Raw genomic sequence first — 19,708 nt, forward strand, 5'->3', positions numbered from 1 at the left:
ATTTTGGTTAGTTGTATGTATTGCGCACTGAAAAGCGATTCCGGAGTAGTCTCGCATTCTATTACTCCTAAACTGACAGCAGGAACTTCTTTCATTGTAAAGTGAACTCTGAGGAAGTTATGGACAACCCAATAAACGTTCAACACACGTTGAAGACCGGTTTCTGATTTTGCATATCTATTTGTTTTTCTTCTATACACGGAACATTTTCTTATAACCGTTAGAAATTGTGCTGTATACATAGTCATTCCGGATATTGTTCAGACGAACAATTGGGACATTTGCATGTAAATAAAAGCATAATCTACTCCTTTTGATCGTGGTTGGGGTAGACTACCGTACATTCGTACATTTTTATTTACTACTGTCCGGCAACCTTATGTATTTTCTTCCATTTACAGCACCTATTCAACTGAACCGGTGCCAACCTTGAGCCTGCCGATCTGGCGGTGGAGCTCCTCTCATATCGGCTTCGTGGTTCAGTTCTTTTTCTTGATTTTACCGAGCAGATCCGGAGTATTGGCAATTCATTTATGTTTCCAGCGGATGATCTGAGTATAATGCTCGCCATGCTCACTGGATAGTTTAGAAAGAATCATTGTCTCGGACAGTGCAGATAGTAAGACCTTGAATTCTGCGCTATGATGGAGACGCTATTTTGCCATGAACTATTTCTTTCATTATCATTAGTCCATTGCTTATACATCTGTTTCTATATTCAGCGCCACTTCAGCGCTTCATTAACGGAGCACGGATACATGCAACATAACTGGAAACGAACATTGGTGACAGGTGGGGCTGGATTTCTTGGATCGCATTTATGTGACCGACTTCTTGCCGAGGGCCATGATGTACTTTGTGTCGATAATTTCTACACCGGAACGAAAGAGAATATTCGAAAGCTATTAGGACATCCCTGCTTTGAATTAATGCGGCATGACGTTACATTTCCGCTATACGTCGAAGTGGATGAAATCTACAATCTGGCATGCCCAGCATCACCGATTCATTATCAGTTCGATCCCGTGCAAACCACTAAAACCAGTGTCCATGGTGCCATCAATGTTTTAGGTTTGGCGAAACGTGTCAAAGCCAGGGTCCTTCAGGCCTCCACTAGTGAAGTGTATGGCGATCCAACAGTGCATCCGCAAACGGAAGATTACTGGGGACATGTCAATCCACTCGGTATCCGAGCCTGTTATGACGAGGGAAAACGATGCGCCGAAACTCTCTTTTTCGATTACCATCGACAGCACCACTTGAAAATCAAGGTGGCGCGGATTTTCAATACCTATGGGCCCCGGATGCACCCCAACGATGGTCGGGTGGTCTCCAATTTTATCATGCAGGCCCTCCGGGACGAACCCATCACCGTCTATGGGGAAGGCCGGCAGACCCGCTCTTTTTGTTACGTGGATGACATGATCGACGGATTTCTACGTCTGATGGAAAGTCCGGATAATTTTACCGGTCCGGTGAACCTGGGAAATCCAACTGAGTTTTCGATTTTGGAACTTGCCGAAATGGTCATCCGCCTGATTGGTGCTAAATCGAAAATCGTTTTCAAGCCACTGCCCCAAGACGATCCTATGCAACGTCAGCCCGATATCACTCTGGCCGGCGAAGCATTGCAATGGAAACCGAAAGTCCCACTGGAAGAGGGGTTGATGCGCACGATCGACTATTTCAGAGAAATTTCCAAGTAGAAAACGCTATGTGGTTATACGGATTCGATACGCGAAAGGATTTCGTCCCCTCCGATTCCATTAACGAATCCGATCCTGCGATGGTGACCTATATGCCCGGCCCCCTCCCGAAGGAAGCCTCGCATCCCCGCTAATGTTTTTACCCTTTCCCTCCGGCCGTTGAGTACCCAATGAAATGTTGAGTCGCCGGTGTCTTTATTCGGAGATGTTACGCAGACGCTTAATCATTCCTTTCTCTGAATCATACACTTTTTTTTGCCCATCCCCCAAGGCCTGCTCGATAACGCGGATATCACGGACAAGCCGCATCAATCCCGGCGGTTCGACGGATGCGGCCTGATCGCTTCCCCACATGGCTCTGTCAAGGGTGATGTGGCGTTCAATAAAAGATGCACCCAGAACAACTGCTGCCAACGTCGTCTGCAATCCGACTTCATGCCCTGAATAACCAACCGGGCAATTGAATTCCGATGATAGCGTTCTAATCATTCTCAGATTTAACTCTTCTGGTTTACACGGGTACGCGCTAGTACAATGGGCAATAAGTCTATTGACTGGGGACAGCCATCCAAAAGCGCGTTTAATTTCTTCCATTGCCGACATACCGGTGGAAAGGATGATGGGCGCCCTTTTTCAACATGATAGCGAATCAATGAATCGTTGGTGACGGCAGCGGACGCAATTTTATAACAGGCCGGATCAAACTTTTCGATAAAATCTACTGATGGTTCATCCCAGCAGGATGCAAACCAGGTAACCCCCTTTTGTTTGCAGTATTTGTCAATTTCGGCGTATTCGGCCTCACCGAATTCCACCCGGTAACGATAATCCATGTAGGTCATGATTCCCCAGGGTGTTTCTCGCATCAGATTTTTTTGAGCCTCCGGGACACACAGTTCGGGGGTCCGCTTTTGGAATTTAACGGCATTGCACCCGGATAATGCAGCGACATCAATCAGTTTTTTGGCAATTTCAATGTCACCATTATGGTTTATGCCAATTTCGCCAATAACATATGTAGGTTGGTTTTCTCCAATCAACGTCTGACCGATTTTTACGAGTTGTGCCACGTTAAGCGACCTTTCCTTTTCTTTCAATTAAATCGGCAAGCTCACGAATGGCGCCATGACCTCCAGGTGCGTTGAGAACGATTTGTGCCATGGATTTGACACCTGGGTGGGCATCATTGACCACAACGCTGCAGCCTACAGTCTGTAAACATTCTGCATCATTTATATCATTCCCTACAAAAATGGTATTCGCAAGATCAATCTTGTTTTCCTCGGACCACTTTATAAGGGATTGTTTTTTATCCTCAAGTCCTTGTCGAAAAGTGATGCCCAGCTTGTTGCAGCGAGCTTCCACAACAGGATTTTTTTCGGTTGACAGAACCAGTAGTGTGATGTCTTTGTTTTTTAATCGGGCGATTCCCATTCCATCGCCACGACTGCATGTGACCGATTCTATCCCGTTTTGGTCAATTCTAACACGGTTATCAGTAAAAACACCGTCAAAATCAAAGACAACCGCTTCCAATGCATCGGGCAATACAGATAGTATCATCTCATCCTGTCGTTCACGCATGAGTACGGCTGCAATTTTTAAGTCAACCCACTCATCGATTTCAAAGCAGCGATCAATAGGCATTTGATAAAGTACGGTTTTACCAAAAAAACGGTGCTTGTGCTTATGAAAGCCATCGACCATCATGGCATAAACAGCCCCCGCCTCCAGAAATTGGTTCTTTCTTTGTTGCCGCATTAAACGCATGTTTTTGTCATGGTTGATACCTCCGGCGGTGCCATCTTCGTTATGATTCCAAAGAAAATAGTGGAAAGGGACAACGGCCAGCGCTGAATCAGCTTGCTCATCAACCATTTTTTCAATGGTGCCATCAATATCACGGGGCAATGTGAGCGGAGAGGTACACTGCAGAAAGGCTAAAATCAGCGGTTTGTAGCTCTCGGTTGCTTCTAAATGATCCAGTACATGCAGCAATGCCAATTCGGAACTGGCCATATCGCCGCTGATATCAGAAGGTCTCATGACAACTGACGCACCATGGCGTTTCGCTACAGCAGCAATTTCAACATCGTCGGTGGATACAACAACGCGATTGATGTATTGCGCCTGGCGCGCAGCTTCAATTGCGTAAGCGATGAGTGGCTTTCCGTTCACATATTGAAGGTTTTTTTTTATAATTCCCTTGGACTGTCCTCTAGCAGGAATTATCGCCAAGGCCTCGATACCGTTCTTATTAAAATTCACGTCGTTGTGTTGCATGCGATTACCGCCCTGTGAGTTCGCCAACTTTTTACAAAATATTATGGTTAAATGATGAAAAAAATAAAAAAATGCAAGGATGAAAGCCTATTCGCCAGAAATTTAACATTTCTGAAAAAGAGATCCACGGAAATATGGCAGTTGGTAGACGCCGCCGATAGATCCCGCAAAGCTGAGGCGAGTACCGGTGGCGAATTGCCATTGGAAGAGCGCATTAAAAAATCCAAACTTCTGTTTTACGGCAGTGAAAATCCGGTGGAAATGGTGCGTAATTTTATTGAGGGGTGGAAATTCGAACCCTTTGACACGATTTTCCTCATCGGCTTGGGCCTCGGATATCTTCCTATGGAAGCGTTCAAACAGGAAATCGGTAGCCCGCGAATGATTGTCATTGAACCTTCCATTCAGGTTTTCCTGGATGCCATGGCATGTATCGACCTGGATGAGTTATTAAAAAATCCGAGAATAGATCTATTTGTCGGAGAGGACATCAGGATCGCCGATATCATTAATCAGTTTAGACATACGATCTCATTAGGTAAAAACCCAATCATCGTTCATCCTATGTATAATGTTGTCTTTGAAAAGGCGGTTGAATCGCTTTTGAACGAGCTGAAAGAACGACTTTCGGAAGTAATAAATCAGTGGTTCACCATTCGAGAGCATGGCAAACGGATGTACAGCAACACCATAACAAACCTCCCCAGTCTTTTTGCCGGAATCCCCATGCGTCGCTTGCGAGGAAAATTCAAGGGGGTTCCGGCAATCTGTGTCTCTGCCGGTCCTTCACTCGACGAAGCGATCGATGAATTGAAGCAAATACAATATCGAGCGCTGATCATTGCTTGCGATTCCGCAGTAAACGCACTCATGAATTCCGGCATAACCCCCCACGTCATCGTTACCGTCGATATATTTCAGACAAATATCCACAAGTTGAAGCCATATGTTGACGATTTGCGTGAAACCGTTTTGATATTCGGTTTAGAGTCAAACCCGGACAATATCCGGTTTTTTCTGAGTCCCAAGCGGGTTGCCGTATCATCTTTCAGCAAGCTGATGTCTTTTTGGCTGGCCCCCCAATTAGACCTGCAAAGCTGTATCCCGCAGATGTCTTCCGTGTCTCACCTATCCTTACATGCAGCTTTGGCCATGGGCGCGGATCCCATTATTATGGTGGGCATGGACCTTGGATATGTCGATGGCAAGAACCATTCATTTGGCTCGGTATTCTTTGACTCGGTTCAAGAAAGCCCCTTTTCCATCTACGGAAACAATGGGTGCGAATTGTCAACCGCTATACAATTTATTGGGGATAAACTAGTTATTGAACAAATCACCCGCCAGCATGCCACGCAATTTATCAACACGAGTATCAAGGGGGCATACATTCCAGGAACTACGATAAAGAACATGGTTGAAGTGATCGATACGGAAGTCGCGGAAGCGGTAAACGTGAATAGCATCTTGGATAGCGTCGATTGGACGTGTGCCGCCGACGAAACACGGGCCGCTTCGGAATTGAATATCCTCTGCCAACTTCTGAAGGGGGCACGTGACTCGTGTAGGAAAAATCGAGGAAAGCTTTCCGAGGCGATCCACACAGCACAAGCCTGTGGCGGCGGAAATCTGGATGCCAATTTTTACCGAAACGCAGAAAAAGAATTTCACGCTTTTGAGAAGCAAAACTTTGTCTACACGAGCATGAACATGGAACTCGTTCTTGATGACGCAGAAGAGATTTTCAGACTGCGTGAGGTGTATCGAGCACGCCAATTGATGATGAAAAAAGACGCGTCAAAGGATCAGGTCGATCTATTGGTCAGGCAATATGACGTCATCGAACGAGGCTTCGATTTTCAAATTCAACAGATTGAAGGTCTGATTCTTTATTTAAAAGAGGTGTCAACGCTGAAGAAAGGCGAACAACGGCAAGCCGCGGGGCGGAGTGCCGATTCTCGATTGGCGATGTGTTATCATCGCCAGGGGGAATTATGGCGGGTGTATCGAGAATATATGAACTGCATCGAAAAAGAACCGTATCAATTATCACCTTACGTTGAACTCATCCAGATATTGATAGATTCCAAGCTGTGGTTGTCTGCCCAGCGATTACTTACAAAAGCCGGTTCTATGTTTGGCGTTTTGCCAGAAATCAAACGGCTGAAACAGTCTTTAGCCGATGACCTATATGCTATTTTTTCAGAGATAAAAAAGGAATGGGGACTGAATAATTTTCACTCGACACGAAGGCTGTTGGCTGAATACATGACGCTTCGTCCCCATGATTCACAAGGCATCGAGTTGAAAGAAAAGATGTATAAACTTGATCGACAAAGCATTGTTCAATGGAAGGTCGAGCGAATCGGAACTGAGACGCAAACAGCCATGCCGGAACGGTTGAACCAAGTGAAAGCGTATGTGAAAGAAAAAGAGCTGGAGAAGGGGATCGGCGTCCTTGAAGGCATGTATCAGGATTTTATTGAGAACCGGGCAACGATCCGTGAGCAGATCGGCGATATTCGCATGATGCAGAAGGATTATCGAAGCGCCATGTGGAACTATAAGCAAGCCTTGAAAATCGATCCGTTGAAATTAGCGCTTACCAACAAAATCGAAAGGGTTAAAGCAATTCAGGAAACGGGATAGACGTTATCCTTCATCATAAAAAGTAAACAAGGAAGCCGTATTCTAAGTGGAATACGGCTTTTTTGTTTTCAGTGAAAAGAATTTAGCTGCCCCGTAATCCCGCTGCAATATTTTCATTGATTTTAATTATGACATCGAGCTTTTCCGGACGTGGAGAAGCCATGGTATCAAAAATGCGTTTATCGATAAAACCACTGAGCAAGAGCAAATCGCGCTTGATATGGTCGGGCAGGGGGTTATCCGGTTTGGCCAATTCTACCTGTAAAATGGTCCAGATGCGCTGATTGTATTTCAACGCATCATCCAAAATGACTTTGTGGTTTCCATCTTCCCATTGCTTTTGGCAGGCTCGCAGTTTCTGCGCGGCTTGTGTTAAAACCCTGGCTTCGGCTTCTCTTCCGGTCAGTGTCTTTTGCTCAACCGATTTATAGGCATTCAAGGCATTATTGAACACGAGAAATGACCTCCTCTTCATAAGCGATCAGTTTCTTACAGGTTTTCATGGCAGGGTAGTAATTTCCTTGAAGAATCTCATTGCTTATCTTATCGATAATGGCGATTGAGCGCGGAGCGGCTTCAAGAAAATCCCGGACCAAATCCCAATATGCATTATGATGCACTGCTAAATTGCCATTATCGATGTACATCAATTGAATAGCAAAGTAGATCCGTTTTGCGGGCGTCGTTGCCTTCTCGGTACTTAGAATGTCTTTTTCGCGAAGGATCGGGACATTGTTTTCGACAATAAAATGACACTTTGGCCCGGCGTTGGTAATCACCGCGCCATCGATAATCATCCGTTCTCCTGGTTTTAATGTAATCTTAAGCCCCATATTTTTCAAAACCGCCTGGAATAAAATACCTTTATAGATTTTTAGGCAAGCTGACAACTGGGATGATCCTGAGAGGTGGATCGCTCCATATCCATATTTTGCAAGTATCGATCGGTATATGCAAGTTAAATACCAGAAATGTAGCAGGGGGGGCGATCTGTTCTATTCGCGCCATTAAAGAAATTGGGCAAGACGGAGATTCCGCTTGCCCAATTTTATGCATGGAAAGGATGTCAATTTTGGACGTTGCTTAGAACAGCTGCAGCACGGCTTGGGCCGCCTGAGATGCCAGGCTCAGTGAAGTGTCCCCAGATTTTGCCGGGTCTGCAACATGAGCATGTTGGCACCTTCTTCATTCATGTCGGCCAACGTCAGGTTATCCGCACCGGTGTTGAGCGTGTTCATCATCTCATTGGTGAAGTCGGATCGAATCTCGATGGTAGACAGGCTGGAAGAAAGTTTCTGCGCCTCGGTCCTGAGTTGGCTGATGAACTTGTCAATACTTTCAATAGCTTTGTCAACGTTGGTGGTGGTGGAAAAGGCGTTCGCAGCCGCTCCGGTGACATACACAACACTAACGGTTACAGTGCTGCCGGCACTTCCGTAAAGTTGTAGATTCGAATCAGTGGCGGCGCTAGCTCTTGAGACGCTGAACCCTTGTACGTTCAGGGAGCTGCCTTGTGTTGTGTTTGAGGCGGCATATTCGTTCAGTTCAACGACCAGTTTGTTGGTGCTTGTCGATGCAGCGGTTTCTCGAAAGGTCAAGTTCTGACCGCCGTAGTTGGAGTCCTTGGCCAAGCTGGCGACCTGTCCCAGAAGGGTATTGTATTGTGTCTGCAGGTCGCCTACATTGTCAGATGTTTTGGCTGCCGAGGCCAGCGACTTCATCTGATTGAGCAGGTTTTCCATGGCCTCGATGCCGGAGTTTCCGGTTTCGATGATCTTGATGGCCTCACCCATTCCGTCCTTTTTGGCAGCGAGGTCGCTGGCGCGATTGGAGTGATCCTTTGCCTTGAAAAAATTGACCGGATCATCCAGTGCCGAGTTGACCTTCTTGCCGGTGGAAAGACGTTTTTGGGTGGTCTCCATCAACGTATTCACGTTTTGTAGAGAGATGAGGTTCTGACGCATTCCCGAGGTAAGTGCGATAGACATTGTGGTGCTCCTTTTCTAGGGTTGTTTCCGGCGTTCTTGCCGATGGGAAAACTTTGTTAACGCTTTGTTGCTGAATTTGATTTCAGCATCCTTTCCATAGTGTTCGCGTTACAACCCTAATATCGATCATGGGGAAGATTACTTTAGAAAAAATTAAGGGATGGTCATCCTACGGTAATTTCTATTTTAAGTTCATTCAAATTTGCATTATGCAAAATTGTGCAAAATGCAAAAGATTTGATTGGGCGTGATCGTATAATCGGATGGCCCGTCGCATGTCGGCACCCATATGCTTCCCAACAGGATATTTTATTTGATAAAAACATGTGGTTTAGGTCAAATTCAATGGCGCTAACGGGGTGGGTGTCTGTCGCTGTTTCATCCATTACAGAAAAATTTGCAAAATGCAAATAAAGTGCACATATAAAATTACAAAGTATTGATAACGGGTCCCCTTCGCACGCGAGCTGAACCAGGCGTTAATTTTCATAGACACAACGCGTTAGGTGTCGCCTATAGTATGCCGCAATATATAGAGGTAAGTTTTTAATTCTGGACGATACCATCAATAAACCGACACATTGTCAAAAAAACGGCAAAAAAATTGCTATCAATACTGACGTCCCCTGAATCGTAGAAATCAATGGAGGAGGTCTCCCGTGCAATCATATCCAATAAACAAAGACGATATGGATGAAAACGCTGGTGCATCGGCGCAATGTGCTAACGATAACGCCCCTTTTAAGGGAATCGTTGGTCAAAGTACGACAATGCAAGATGTTTTCCGATTGGTCGAACGCGTCGCCGATAGCGACAGTACCATATTAATAAATGGTGAAACCGGTACCGGCAAAGGGATGATTGCCCACGCCATCCACAAACAATCCTATCGAAGAGATCAGCCGTTTGTTTCGATCAATTGCGGAGCGATCCCTGAAAATTTATTGGAAAGCGAGCTGTTCGGGCACATCAAAGGGGCGTTCACCGGTGCCACCGCCAATAAAATCGGAAAGTTTGAAGCCGCCAATGAGGGGACGATCTTTCTGGATGAAATCGGCGATATGAGCATGATCTCCAGGTAAAAATTTTAAAGGTGTTGGAAGAACAAAAATTTGAACCGGTCGGCGGTTGTCGAACCATCACAGTCAATGTCAGGATTATCGCCGCAACCCATCGTGATTTAGAAGAAGAGGTTCAGAAAGGCAATTTCCGGGAAGACCTTTTTTACCGACTCTATGTGATTCCGATCAAACTTCCGGCACTAAGGGAGCGTATCACGGACCTTCCCTATTTCGTTTCGCATTTCATTGATAAACTCAACAAAAAAAAGAAGACCGCCGTCGAATCGATTTCCGATGCAGCGCTTCAATCCCTAATGCAGCACAGCTGGCCTGGAAATGTAAGAGAATTGGCCAACTTAATGGAACGTCTCGTCGTGATCAAGGGGGATGGCCAAATTGATGTCGGTGACCTTCCGCCGAAGATGCGCAATAACGCGCCACTGCATCCCTTTGTTGCTCCGGAAATATCCGGGGATGGAATCTGTCTCAATACAGCCGTCAGTGAATTTGAGAAACGGCTCATTTATCAATCTTTGGAAAAGACGAAATGGGTCAAGAATAAAGCTGCCCAATTGCTGCATGTCAAGCGGACGACCCTTGTTGAAAAAATCAAGCGTTATGAACTTGAGAAATGTGCATGAAAGTTGATAACATATAACGCGTCACCATTTCGACGAATCCGTGAAGAGAAAGGCCGGACGCACACCCGCATTTTTCAAGTGGCGCTGTCAATTCAATGACATAAATCTCCTGCAGATACCATTTTCTCCCGATTTATCGCTTCCCATCAGACCCTCCGCTCTGCCCCATATATAAAATCGTACGATAAAACAGGTGGATAGCGGTCGTTGAAGATAATCCTTCCGATCGCTTTCCCTGGCAATTAAATTGCATTTTCATTCCAGGTATTCACTCATCGGGAGATGGCGGATGTGAATGAAGTGCTAAATTTTATGGGTTGGAGAAGCAGATGGCGACCCCACCTTACGGGTTTATTCAATAGATGACATGGAAATGATTTCAGTCTTGCTATTGGTCAACGATTTTGCTTTGCGCAATCATTTGCGGCGCTATTTTGACGGAAATGAAATGCTTCGGGCAGTGTTTTGTTCAGATGCTAAACACGTGCTTGAACTCCAGGGCAGTCATTGTCATCCGATTGTCTTTCTCGATTTGGTGCCGGAGAATAGTGACAGGATGGGGCTGATCGAGAAAATCAAACACGGCGTTCCCCAGCCATATGTCCTGATCGGGTCATCAAACTGCACACCGCATGATGTTCTCCGTTCCATGCAGGCCGGCGCTTCGGACTTCGTGATCGATCCTTTTGATGCGGATCTGATCGAAACCGCTTTCAAAAAGGCAATTCAGTCTGTTAGCTCCATGACCGCGTCTCCGCCATCCAGCCACAAAAGCAAGCAATTGATAACGCAAGATAAATCGCTTCTGCAGGTTATCGAAATTGCCAAGAAGGTGGCACCGAGCACGGCAACGGTTCTTATCACCGGAGAAAGTGGCACTGGCAAAGAATTATTGGCCGCCTATATTCATGCCAACAGTTTGCGGGCCGACTCGCCCTATATTGCCATTAACTGTGCTGCGTTGCCGGAACAACTTGCTGAAAGCGAACTCTTTGGCCATGAAAAGGGTGCGTTCACCGGTGCAATTTCGAAGAAAATCGGCAAGCTTGAAGATGCCGGAAGGGGAACCTTGGTTTTAGATGAGATCACCGAAATGGCTCTGCCGCTTCAAGCCAAATTGTTGCGTGCGATTCAGGAACGAGAGGTTGTGCGGTTGGGAAGCAATCGGCCCGTTCCAGTGGATGCCCGCTTCGTTGCGATCAGTAACCGAAATCTGAAACATGCGGTGGCCAACAAGGTATTTCGCGAAGATCTCTATTTTCGGCTCAGCGTCATTCCTTTGACGATTCCGCCCCTGCGAGAACGTAAAAACGACATTCCACTCTTGGCCAATTATTTTTTCGAGCGTTTCAGCCGGATCAATCGGACAACGATGACCCGTGTTTCTGACGATACCATGAACTACTTAATCGATCAGGCATGGCCCGGAAATGTGCGTGAGCTTGAAAATACCATTGAACGCGGGGTCCTGATCGGAAGCGGAAATGAATTGTTACCCGAACACCTACGCCTGGAGAGTGAACCGGAAGTTTTGCCTCACCGACCGCGCCTCGAAGTTGGGATGACCGTGCGGAACATGGAGAAAGAATTGATTTACAACACACTGAATGCGGTGCAGGACAACCGAACCCATGCAGCCAAAATGTTGGGCATCAGCATCCGAACACTGCGCAACAAGTTGAATGAATACCGCACTGAAATGGAAGGGAAGATCTGATTGTTGGAGCCTGCTGTGGATAATCGGTAGTACTTTCCGAAAGAAATATTGTCTCTCAGTTGAAGTGTTCATTTCCGACGATCTTCATGGGAGGCGGATCATCCGTTTCGATGGTACATAATTTGCTGTATTGGCAATAGCATCAATCAAGGAGGTCTTCATGGATCAACAGCCCATTAATTTGTTTGGGGGAACCATTGCTACCTTGGAACGCTCGTTGGACTTGCGGGCGCGACAGCATGAGATGATACTGAGCAATGTGGCCAATGCCGATACCCCCAACTATACTCCCTTTTCCATGAACGTCGAACGTGCCCTTCAGGAAGGCGTATCCGATCCAACGTCATCCATGCTGGTTCGTACGGATGAAAACCATTTGTCCGGTGATTCGATAGCGGTAGATTCAGAAATCGATACCACTTTCGCGGAGGAAAACGCACTTTTGTTCCGAGGGGACCAAAACCGTGTCGATATTGATGTCGAGATGACGCAATTGGCCAAAAACAGCCTTCTTTACAAAACCTCCGCGCAGATCGCCGGGGATAAATTCAAGTCAATGAAAAATGCCATTACCGGAGGAACCAACTAAGATGACTTTTATCGACAGCCTGGACATCAGTGCTACCGGATTGACTGCTCAGCGTCTCAGGATGAATCTCATTTCAAGCAACATGGCCAATATCAATACCACCCGAACCGAAACGGGAGAACCCTACAAACGCAAAGATGCCATTTTTCAAACCATCCAGAGGGATGCTTTCAAACGGTTCTCGACGAACAAACCAGTGCGCCCGAAGGCGGCGTTCAGGTCGCCAATATCATCGAGGACCAAAAGCCATTCATTGAAAAGTACGATCCCGGCCATCCGGACGCCGATGAAAATGGATATATCCGTTTGCCCAATGTCAACATCGTCGAAGAGATGGTGAACATGATTTCGGCCAGTCGGAGCTTTGAAGCCAACGCCACCGCTGTTCGCAACACCAAAGACATGGCCAGTGCCGCACTGGAGATTGGAAAAAGCTGATGAACGATCTGAGCATTTCGAGTTTGCAGAGCATTCTGCCCCAACTGGAGCCGTCATCCTCGGAGCAAACGAATGCTGTTTCGTCCACATCCTTTAGCAGCTATGTCAAACAAATGCTCAAGGATACCAATCAACAGATGCTGGATGCCGATCAGGCAATTGAGAATTTAACCACGGGCCGGAATCCGGACATTCATAATACCATGATCGCCATGAAGAAAGCCGAGATCTCATTTGAACTGGTGATGCAGATTCGCAATAAGCTGATTTCCGCTTATGACGAGATCCGCAAAATGTCCATTTAAGATCCCGGGAATCATCATTCATCGCGGCGCTGTTTGCCAAAGCGTGAGATCGGCTAAATCCGATTTCTCAACCTGTTCGAATACGATTTGAGGAGCACCGATGGCGTTTTCCTTTTCCGGTTTACCGCAACAAATACGCTTGGCCCTAAAAGGGCTCTCCACTGGAAAATTGGTGGCCATGGTCATTCTGGTGGGCGGTACCATTGCGGGGTTTGCCTATCTTCTGAACTGGTCCGAGACCGGTGATCTGCAACCATTATATAATCATTTGGCCCCGGAAGATGCAGCCCAGGTCGTCGCCCGACTGCGTGAGCGACAAATCCCCTATAAACTCAGCATGGATGGCACTGGGGTTTTGATCCCATACGACAAAATCTATGAAACCCGTCTTGACATGGCGGCCGAAGGGTTGCCGCGCGGGAATGGCATCGGATTCGAAGTCTTTGACGAGACCAAACTGGGGATGACCGAGTTCGTACAGAATGTAAATTACCAGCGGGCACTTCAAGGAGAGCTCAGCCGGACCATCAATACCCTGGCCGAGGTCGAAAGTTCAAGAATTCACATTGTCATGCCTAAAAAGTCACTGTTTATCGAGGATGAGGAACCGGCTACAGCCTCCGTGATTGTGAAGCTCAGGCGCGGAAAATACCTGAGCAAGGAACAGATTCAGGGTATCGTCCACCTTGTTTCCTCTAGCGTGTCGCGATTGAAGCCGGAAGACGTGACCATCGTCGATAGCAGTGGTAAAATGCTGGCTGGATTTAAGGAATCGTCTCCCGTCAGCCAGATCACATCGAATCAACTCGCTTTTCAGGAAAAGAAAGAACGCCTCCTGGAAAACCGGATCAGGACCATGCTGGAAAGCGTGTTGGGGCAGGATAAAGCCATCGTCAGGGTTTCGTGTCTGCTGAATTTTGTTCAGCAAGAAAAGACCGAAGAATTGTACCTGCCCGACAATTCAGTGGTTCGTAGCGAACAGTCTTCCACATCCCTGGTCGGTGGCGCCGGTGCGACGGCGGCTGGGGTCCCCGGGCTGCAATCCAATGTGGTTCCCGGCAATACGGGAACGAATGGTGCCGGTGGGTCAAAAAACAACCAAAAACAGCAGTTCACGAAAAACTATGAAGTCGGCAAGCTGGTCAGTCATCAGATCATGCCCGTGGGTAGTGTCCAGCGATTGAGCGTTGCCGTAATCGTGGATGGGACGTACAAAGCGGCGGAAGAGGGCGCCGAAGGTGGGACAGCACAATATGTCCCCAGGACGCCCGATGAAATGACCAAGCTGGAAAATATTGTCAAAAGCGCCGTTGACTATGATGCCGATAGGGGAGATAAGATCGAAGTCGCTAATATTCCGTTCGAAGTCGAAATGATTCCAGAAGTGACGGCCGCATCCGAAACCATGGATTGGCTGGATGTCATCAAGCAGCATCAAACGCTGCTTAAATATACGGCGGCCGCTTTATTCTTCCTGCTTTCTTATATGATCGTCATTAAACCGCTTGCCAGATGGCTGACATCGACACCGATTGAAGAGATTCAGATGCTTGAGCAGCTTCCTCAAACGATCAAAGAGCTTGAGCGGCGTTATGCCGAATCCGATAGAGAAAACAGTTATACGCGGCAATTGGAGCATGTCATTAAGGAAAACCAGTCTGGATCGACCCGGTTGATGAAGGAGTGGTTGAAGGAGACATGAGTTCACCGGTTGTGATGGATTGAATTTCCAAGCATCGTTCATAATGGATATGCAAATAAAAAGAAAATATCGCTGATATGGACCCCAGAAACCTAATCGGATCACTGAAAGCCGCTATCCTCGTCCACGCCATGGGTTGGGATGCCATTTCGCCCTTGATCGATCAGCTCAACAAGTCCGAGAAAAACCTTGTCTTCAAGCTGCAATCAAAGCTGGGAGAGATTTCGCCCGCCTTGGTTGAAAGTGTCGCTCGTGAGTTTCTTGAGAAGGCGGCGCCCCCCAAACAAATCGAGAATAAGAAGTCTTCCGAGCCGTCAGAAACCGACGCAGAAGGTATGGATGAGCGTCGAGAAAAAAAGCTGAAAGCGATTCAATCCATTCCACCCGAGATATTGATTCAGTTGATCCAAAATGAACATCCCCAGACGATTTCCCTGGTCGTCGCCCACCTTGAACCGCAAGTTGCCAGTGAAGTGATGGCGCTTTTGGCTGACAACCTGAAAGCGGACGTGGCATACCGCATTGCAAACCTTGATAAAATCGCCTCGGGCATGTTGGAAGAGATCGACAACGTCTTCGAAGAGATCCTAGCCAACAAGGAAACCTCGAATACCCAAAAAGCGGGCGGCGTTCCTCGGCTGGCAGAGATCCTGAATATGATTGATGGCACGGCGGCGGAGCAGATTATTGAAGAAATCGAAGAGAACGATCCGGAACTATCCGAAAAAATCCGGCAGAACATGTTTGTTTTCGATGACTTGGTGCTTGTGGACGACCGTGGTTTGCAAAAGGTGCTTCGTTCCGTCGAATCCGCCGAATTGGCGGTTGCTCTGAAAGCGGCGACAGATGAAGTAAAAGAGAAGATTTTCCGGAACATGTCGGAGCGGGCGGCGGAAATCCTTAAGGAGGAGATGGAGGTCTCTGGAGCTGTGCGCATTAAAGATGTCACCGATGCACAACAGAAAATCACCAAGATTGTCCAGGATATGGAACGTAAGGGCGAGTTGGTGATTAGCGGCAGAGGAGGGGAGGAATTTGTTGGCTGAACTACCTAAAAACGACCCGATTTCTGGGGGTGCGTCGAGTACGCTATATTACTTCCCTGAAATCCCATCCGGTATCGAAAAAAAAGCGATGGCCGGGAACAGCCACGCCTCCTTTGTCAGCGGCGCACCCCGGCAGAATAATGATTTCGGGCATTTGTCTCAAAGTGCTTCCCGGGAAACGCCGGATGCTTCCTTGATGGTTGAAGAGGCATTCGCCAAGGGCCTTGAACAAGGCCGCTCTGAAACGGGCGCCGTCTTACAAGAAAAAAGTCGAAACGGCTGTTTCGGCTTTCAACACGGCTGTTCGGTCCATGATTCAGGCCCATCAACAAAATATCCAGCGCATGGAAATGGAAACCGTTCGTCTGGCGCTCTTCATTGCAAAGAAAGTTATCGGCAGGGAATGTGAGGCGGCCCATGTGATTCAACATGTCATTAAACAAGCGTTGGAGAAGGTCGCCGATCCGCGTCATTTGATTTTGCGGTTGCATCCTGAAGACATTGAAACGGTCGAATCCGTCAAAGCGGAATTGGTTGAAGCTGATGATGGGGACGTCACATTACGAATTCAACCGGATGGGGCCATCCAAAAAGGCGGCTGTGTGATCGAGACCCAACTCGGGGATATTGACGCAAGGATCGATCAGCAGCTTAAAATTATTGAAAGTCTTTTAACCGAACAATTGACCAACCCTGCAACCCAAGACTGATGGATTGGCATGTTTGCTTCATTTAGCACTGATAAATTTAAAGATCTTATCGAAACAGCCGCGTTAATCCGAGCGGGTGGACGGATTCAGAAGATCGTCGGCATGGTCATTGAAGCCAGCGGGCCGGCTTCGCAGATCGGATGCGTCTGTGACATTCACGCGGAAGGTCGCGCGGGTTCTGTCAGTGCCGAAGTACTAGGTTTCAGAGAAAATTCTGTCCTATTGATGCCGCTTGAGGATATTCGCAGCCTTGGACCCGGATGCAAAGTCGTCGCCCGCAAGGAAAAAGCCCAGGTTGGCGTTGGGAAAGCGATGCTCGGCAGAATCATCGACGGGCTTGGCAACCCCATTGACGGTAAAGGCCCGATTCCGATTGACGATCGTTATCCGGTCTATGCCAATCCGATGAACCCGCTGCTTAGAAACCGAATTTCAAAACCGTTGGACCTGGGTGTGCGTGCCATCAACGGGCTGCTGACCATTGGATGTGGTCAACGCATGGGGATCTTCGCCGGTTCGGGTGTCGGCAAAAGTGTCCTCTTGGGCATGATCGCCCGAAGAACATCCGCGGAAGTCAATGTGATTGCCCTCATCGGTGAGCGGGGTAGGGAATTGAACGAGTTCATCCAAAAAGATTTGGGTGAAGAGGGGCTGAAGCGATCCGTCGTGGTTGTCGCCACCTCTGACCATTTGCCTCTGGTTCGGCTGCGGGGCGGTTTCATTGCCACGGCCATTGCCGAATACTTCAGGGACCAGGGGGCACATGTCAATCTGATGATGGATTCCGTCACCCGGCTTGCATGGCACAACGCGAAATCGGGCTTTCCCTGGGTGAGCCGCCGACAACCAAAGGCTATACGCCTTCCGTATTTGCCATGCTACCGAAGTTGCTTGAACGTGCAGGAACATCGTCCGGGCGTGGAACCATCACCGGCCTCTATACGGTTTTAGTGGAAGGCGATGACATGAACGAACCCATTGCCGACGCCGTGCGTTCGATTCTTGACGGTCATATCGTTCTTACCCGGGATCTCGCCAACCAAAACCATTATCCTGCCATTGATGTTCTCCGCAGTGTCAGCCGGGTGATGGCCGACATTACCGATTTGGATCACAAACACCATGCCGGTTGCGTGAAAGAGATTATGGCGACGTATCGTAAGGCTGAAGATTTGATCAATATCGGGGCCTACGCGTCTGGCAGTAATCCAAAAATCGATCTGGCCATCCGCATGATCGATCCGATTAAACAATATTTAAGGCAAGATGTACATGAAGCCGCTTCCTTTGAGGAAAGTGTCAACGCCCTCGCATCCTTGCATGAATAAAAATCTCCTCATTGATGTCAAAACAATGATCCCCGACGGCAAGGTGTAGCGATTATTTGTCGCAGTCCCATAGACAAGGGCAAAAAACGCCGCCGGCGGAAATTGTTGCCGCCTTTAAATTTAGAATCAATTATCGCCATATTGAAAATAGTCAATAAAAACAAGGTAAAAAGCGCGGGTAAAAATGGCATGAATACTGCTTTGTGGCTGAGTAAGGTTAAGGCGGGAGATTAACTCACCACAGTCATAACCGGTTAAGGCCTTTAGGACGGGTTAACCATGTATACATTCAAACTACAAGTGGTTCTCGACCACCGACAATTTCTTGAAGACAACCTTAAGAAAGAGCTTGCTGAAATTCGTCAACAGGCCCAAGCGGCGAAAAAAGTATTGGAACAGATGAGAAATAAAGAGATGCAAACGATTGCGGAACTAAAAGATGAGCAAACCAAAGGACTTTCCAGTGATTTTGTAGTCGCTTATCATACCTATCTGGAACGGTTGTCCGAAAGAATGATAAATCAGCAGGCGACGATTAAAAAGATCGAGGCGCTGATCGCGAAGAAGCAAGACGGAGTCCTCGAGGCCATGAAAAAACGTCAAATTCTGGAAAAGTTAAAAGAGCGGGGGCTGGAGCGTTATAACCAGACGGTGTCGCGAAGCGAAACCAATTTCATCAACGAGATCGCTATCAACCAATATGCCAGGAAAAACCTGAAGTGACACGGAAGGCATGAATGATGGAACCGGGAAATCTGCTTCAATCTTTGGCCGCGCAACTGACACCATCCAACGCACCGAACACCCACTCCGGTGTCGCCGGTCGTTTGTCAGAAATCCTCGAAAATGGTAGCCGTACCAATCGAACTGATTTCATGGGGATTATTTCTCAATATCTTTCAAGCCATATTGACGCTTCTGCTGAAGATGAATCGTTGGCCGCTCGGGTAGGAAGGGCGTTTCCGGAGAATATGGGCCGGGAGACAAAAGGGTCGCTCACAGAAGATCTGGGGTTAACGGTGTTGCCCGAAGACATGAAAAAAAATAACGTCGCCGCGGATGCAGAACAAATCGAAACGGGTGTCGCGTTATTATCCGCCCTTGAGGAAACGACCTCGCAAAAGATACCGAACATTAATTTACCAGAGAAGACAGCGCAAACTTCTAAAAAGACGACCGTCTTCGGCAACGCCCGCGAGGAAACACTACCGGACGAACTTTCCACGATGCAGCTAATGGCCCGCAGTGAATCTTCTCAACCGGCGGCATCCGAAACGCCAACGGTAGGCGATCAAACCACCTTCAAGATTTCTGACGACTTCACAAATCGACATTCATTGGGTCGAACAGAGACACGGACAAGCTCCAAAAAAATAATCAATCCGGAATCTGTATTGGATGATACCGGCAATGACGGGCAAAACGAAATTCGCCCGCCAGTAGCGTCAACAAAGGCTGAAACGAATCCTGAACAACAAGTTCGTTTTGCATCAAAGGATGAGGCCCCCCGCGAGGCGGCCCGAGGTTCGCCAGCCGGTGGCGGCG

The 19,708-nt window shown here is 47.5% G+C and carries 16 protein-coding genes and 5 pseudogenes; 15 read left to right on the forward strand and 6 right to left on the reverse strand.

From position 1 onward, the window contains the following. Positions 1 to 212, reverse strand: a pseudogene (locus JCM12296_RS36855) (IS1 family transposase); the annotation flags it as partial. 546 nt (positions 213 to 758) lie between these two features. On the opposite strand from JCM12296_RS36855, the gene JCM12296_RS22135 reads away from it, so the two are divergent. Then, the gene (locus JCM12296_RS22135) at positions 759 to 1,706 is read left to right on the forward strand and encodes a UDP-glucuronic acid decarboxylase family protein (RefSeq protein ID WP_054698152.1); all 948 of its coding nucleotides are present in this window, start codon (positions 759 to 761) and stop codon (positions 1,704 to 1,706) included. A 195-nt stretch (positions 1,707 to 1,901) separates the two neighbouring features. On the opposite strand, the pseudogene JCM12296_RS45365 reads toward JCM12296_RS22135, so the two are convergent. Beyond that, positions 1,902 to 2,776: pseudogene (locus JCM12296_RS45365) on the reverse strand (N-acetylneuraminate synthase family protein). Between the two features lies 1 nt (position 2,777). Continuing rightward, on the reverse strand, positions 2,778 to 3,989 hold the full coding sequence (locus tag JCM12296_RS22145) for an acylneuraminate cytidylyltransferase (RefSeq protein WP_054698155.1): 1,212 nt from the start codon (positions 3,987 to 3,989) through the stop codon (positions 2,778 to 2,780). A gap of 141 nt (positions 3,990 to 4,130) precedes the next feature. On the opposite strand from JCM12296_RS22145, the gene JCM12296_RS22150 reads away from it, so the two are divergent. Then, complete coding sequence (locus JCM12296_RS22150) at positions 4,131 to 6,638, forward strand: 6-hydroxymethylpterin diphosphokinase MptE-like protein (RefSeq protein ID WP_172684033.1); 2,508 nt, start codon at positions 4,131 to 4,133, stop codon at positions 6,636 to 6,638. Between the two features lie 82 nt (positions 6,639 to 6,720). Here JCM12296_RS22150 and flaF read toward each other — a convergent pair whose 3' ends face one another. From flaF to JCM12296_RS22165, 3 genes are all read right to left on the reverse strand, one after another. Continuing rightward, the gene (gene flaF / locus JCM12296_RS22155; RefSeq protein WP_213182014.1) at positions 6,721 to 7,092 is read right to left on the reverse strand and encodes a flagellar biosynthesis regulator FlaF; all 372 of its coding nucleotides are present in this window, start codon (positions 7,090 to 7,092) and stop codon (positions 6,721 to 6,723) included. Then, positions 7,082 to 7,471, reverse strand: a complete 390-nt coding sequence (locus JCM12296_RS22160; RefSeq protein WP_054698193.1) for a flagellar biosynthesis repressor FlbT — start codon at positions 7,469 to 7,471, stop codon at positions 7,082 to 7,084. The genes flaF and JCM12296_RS22160 overlap by 11 nt, the downstream gene beginning before the upstream one ends. A 294-nt stretch (positions 7,472 to 7,765) precedes the next feature. Further along, a complete protein-coding gene (locus JCM12296_RS22165) occupies positions 7,766 to 8,626 on the reverse strand; it encodes a flagellin (RefSeq protein WP_218188227.1) in 861 nt (286 codons plus the stop codon). 764 nt (positions 8,627 to 9,390) lie between these two features. On the opposite strand from JCM12296_RS22165, the pseudogene JCM12296_RS51520 reads away from it, so the two are divergent. From JCM12296_RS51520 to JCM12296_RS22225, 13 genes and pseudogenes are all read left to right on the forward strand, one after another. Beyond that, positions 9,391 to 10,115, forward strand: a pseudogene (locus tag JCM12296_RS51520) (sigma 54-interacting transcriptional regulator); the annotation flags it as partial. Then, the gene (locus JCM12296_RS45375; protein ID WP_246804740.1) at positions 10,110 to 10,328 is read left to right on the forward strand and encodes a helix-turn-helix domain-containing protein; all 219 of its coding nucleotides are present in this window, start codon (positions 10,110 to 10,112) and stop codon (positions 10,326 to 10,328) included. The pseudogene JCM12296_RS51520 and the gene JCM12296_RS45375, both read left to right, overlap by 6 nt. 367 nt (positions 10,329 to 10,695) lie before the next feature. Continuing rightward, the gene (locus JCM12296_RS22180) at positions 10,696 to 12,045 is read left to right on the forward strand and encodes a sigma-54-dependent transcriptional regulator (RefSeq protein WP_054698172.1); all 1,350 of its coding nucleotides are present in this window, start codon (positions 10,696 to 10,698) and stop codon (positions 12,043 to 12,045) included. Between the two features lie 160 nt (positions 12,046 to 12,205). Beyond that, entirely contained in the window at positions 12,206 to 12,634 is a 429-nt protein-coding gene (flgB, locus tag JCM12296_RS22185) for a flagellar basal body rod protein FlgB (RefSeq protein ID WP_054698175.1), read from the forward strand. Next, positions 12,609 to 12,728 (forward strand): annotated as a pseudogene (locus JCM12296_RS51525) (flagellar basal body protein); the annotation flags it as partial. The gene flgB and the pseudogene JCM12296_RS51525, both read left to right, overlap by 26 nt. Beyond that, a complete protein-coding gene (gene flgC, locus JCM12296_RS22190; protein ID WP_246804742.1) occupies positions 12,674 to 13,072 on the forward strand; it encodes a flagellar basal body rod protein FlgC in 399 nt (132 codons plus the stop codon). The pseudogene JCM12296_RS51525 and the gene flgC, both read left to right, overlap by 55 nt. Next, positions 13,072 to 13,377, forward strand: coding sequence for a flagellar hook-basal body complex protein FliE (gene fliE, locus JCM12296_RS22195; RefSeq protein ID WP_054698178.1), 306 nt, complete (start codon positions 13,072 to 13,074; stop codon positions 13,375 to 13,377). Before flgC ends, fliE begins: the two co-directional genes overlap by 1 nt. A gap of 100 nt (positions 13,378 to 13,477) precedes the next feature. Next, positions 13,478 to 15,079 carry a flagellar basal-body MS-ring/collar protein FliF gene (gene fliF, locus JCM12296_RS22200; protein WP_054698181.1) on the forward strand — a complete coding sequence of 534 codons (1,602 nt, stop codon included), beginning with the start codon at positions 13,478 to 13,480 and terminating at the stop codon, positions 15,077 to 15,079. A 77-nt stretch (positions 15,080 to 15,156) separates the two neighbouring features. Beyond that, positions 15,157 to 16,125, forward strand: a complete 969-nt coding sequence (fliG, locus tag JCM12296_RS22205) for a flagellar motor switch protein FliG (RefSeq protein WP_054698184.1) — start codon at positions 15,157 to 15,159, stop codon at positions 16,123 to 16,125. A 224-nt stretch (positions 16,126 to 16,349) separates the two neighbouring features. Continuing rightward, positions 16,350 to 16,835: a FliH/SctL family protein gene (locus JCM12296_RS22210; protein ID WP_054698187.1), complete on the forward strand. Its 486-nt coding sequence runs from the start codon at positions 16,350 to 16,352 to the stop codon at positions 16,833 to 16,835. A gap of 140 nt (positions 16,836 to 16,975) precedes the next feature. After that, a pseudogene (locus JCM12296_RS22215) lies at positions 16,976 to 18,160 on the forward strand (hypothetical protein); the annotation flags it as partial. A gap of 282 nt (positions 18,161 to 18,442) precedes the next feature. Next, complete coding sequence (fliJ, locus tag JCM12296_RS22220) at positions 18,443 to 18,886, forward strand: flagellar export protein FliJ (RefSeq protein ID WP_054698190.1); 444 nt, start codon at positions 18,443 to 18,445, stop codon at positions 18,884 to 18,886. Between the two features lie 14 nt (positions 18,887 to 18,900). Continuing rightward, a partial coding sequence (locus tag JCM12296_RS22225; protein WP_157067816.1) for a hypothetical protein occupies positions 18,901 to 19,708 on the forward strand: 808 nt, incomplete at its 3' end.

This window comes from Desulfosarcina cetonica JCM 12296 (assembly GCF_001311845.1).
Classification (GTDB): Bacteria; Desulfobacterota; Desulfobacteria; order Desulfobacterales; family Desulfosarcinaceae; genus Desulfosarcina; species Desulfosarcina cetonica.

What these genes read in the sequence shown, in the direction of transcription:
- JCM12296_RS22135 (WP_054698152.1), top strand. Translation starts at nt 759, where the DNA reads ATGCAACATAACTGGAAACGAACATTGGTGACAGGTGGGGCTGGATTT.
- JCM12296_RS22145 (WP_054698155.1), bottom strand. Translation starts at nt 3,989, where the DNA reads ATGCAACACAACGACGTGAATTTTAATAAGAACGGTATCGAGGCCTTG.
- JCM12296_RS22160 (WP_054698193.1), bottom strand. Translation starts at nt 7,471, where the DNA reads ATGGGGCTTAAGATTACATTAAAACCAGGAGAACGGATGATTATCGAT.
- JCM12296_RS22165 (WP_218188227.1), bottom strand. Translation starts at nt 8,626, where the DNA reads ATGTCTATCGCACTTACCTCGGGAATGCGTCAGAACCTCATCTCTCTA.
- JCM12296_RS45375 (WP_246804740.1), top strand. Translation starts at nt 10,110, where the DNA reads ATGCGCAATAACGCGCCACTGCATCCCTTTGTTGCTCCGGAAATATCC.
- JCM12296_RS22180 (WP_054698172.1), top strand. Translation starts at nt 10,696, where the DNA reads ATGGAAATGATTTCAGTCTTGCTATTGGTCAACGATTTTGCTTTGCGC.
- flgB (WP_054698175.1), top strand. Translation starts at nt 12,206, where the DNA reads ATGGATCAACAGCCCATTAATTTGTTTGGGGGAACCATTGCTACCTTG.
- fliE (WP_054698178.1), top strand. Translation starts at nt 13,072, where the DNA reads ATGAACGATCTGAGCATTTCGAGTTTGCAGAGCATTCTGCCCCAACTG.
- fliF (WP_054698181.1), top strand. Translation starts at nt 13,478, where the DNA reads ATGGCGTTTTCCTTTTCCGGTTTACCGCAACAAATACGCTTGGCCCTA.
- fliG (WP_054698184.1), top strand. Translation starts at nt 15,157, where the DNA reads ATGGACCCCAGAAACCTAATCGGATCACTGAAAGCCGCTATCCTCGTC.
- fliJ (WP_054698190.1), top strand. Translation starts at nt 18,443, where the DNA reads ATGTATACATTCAAACTACAAGTGGTTCTCGACCACCGACAATTTCTT.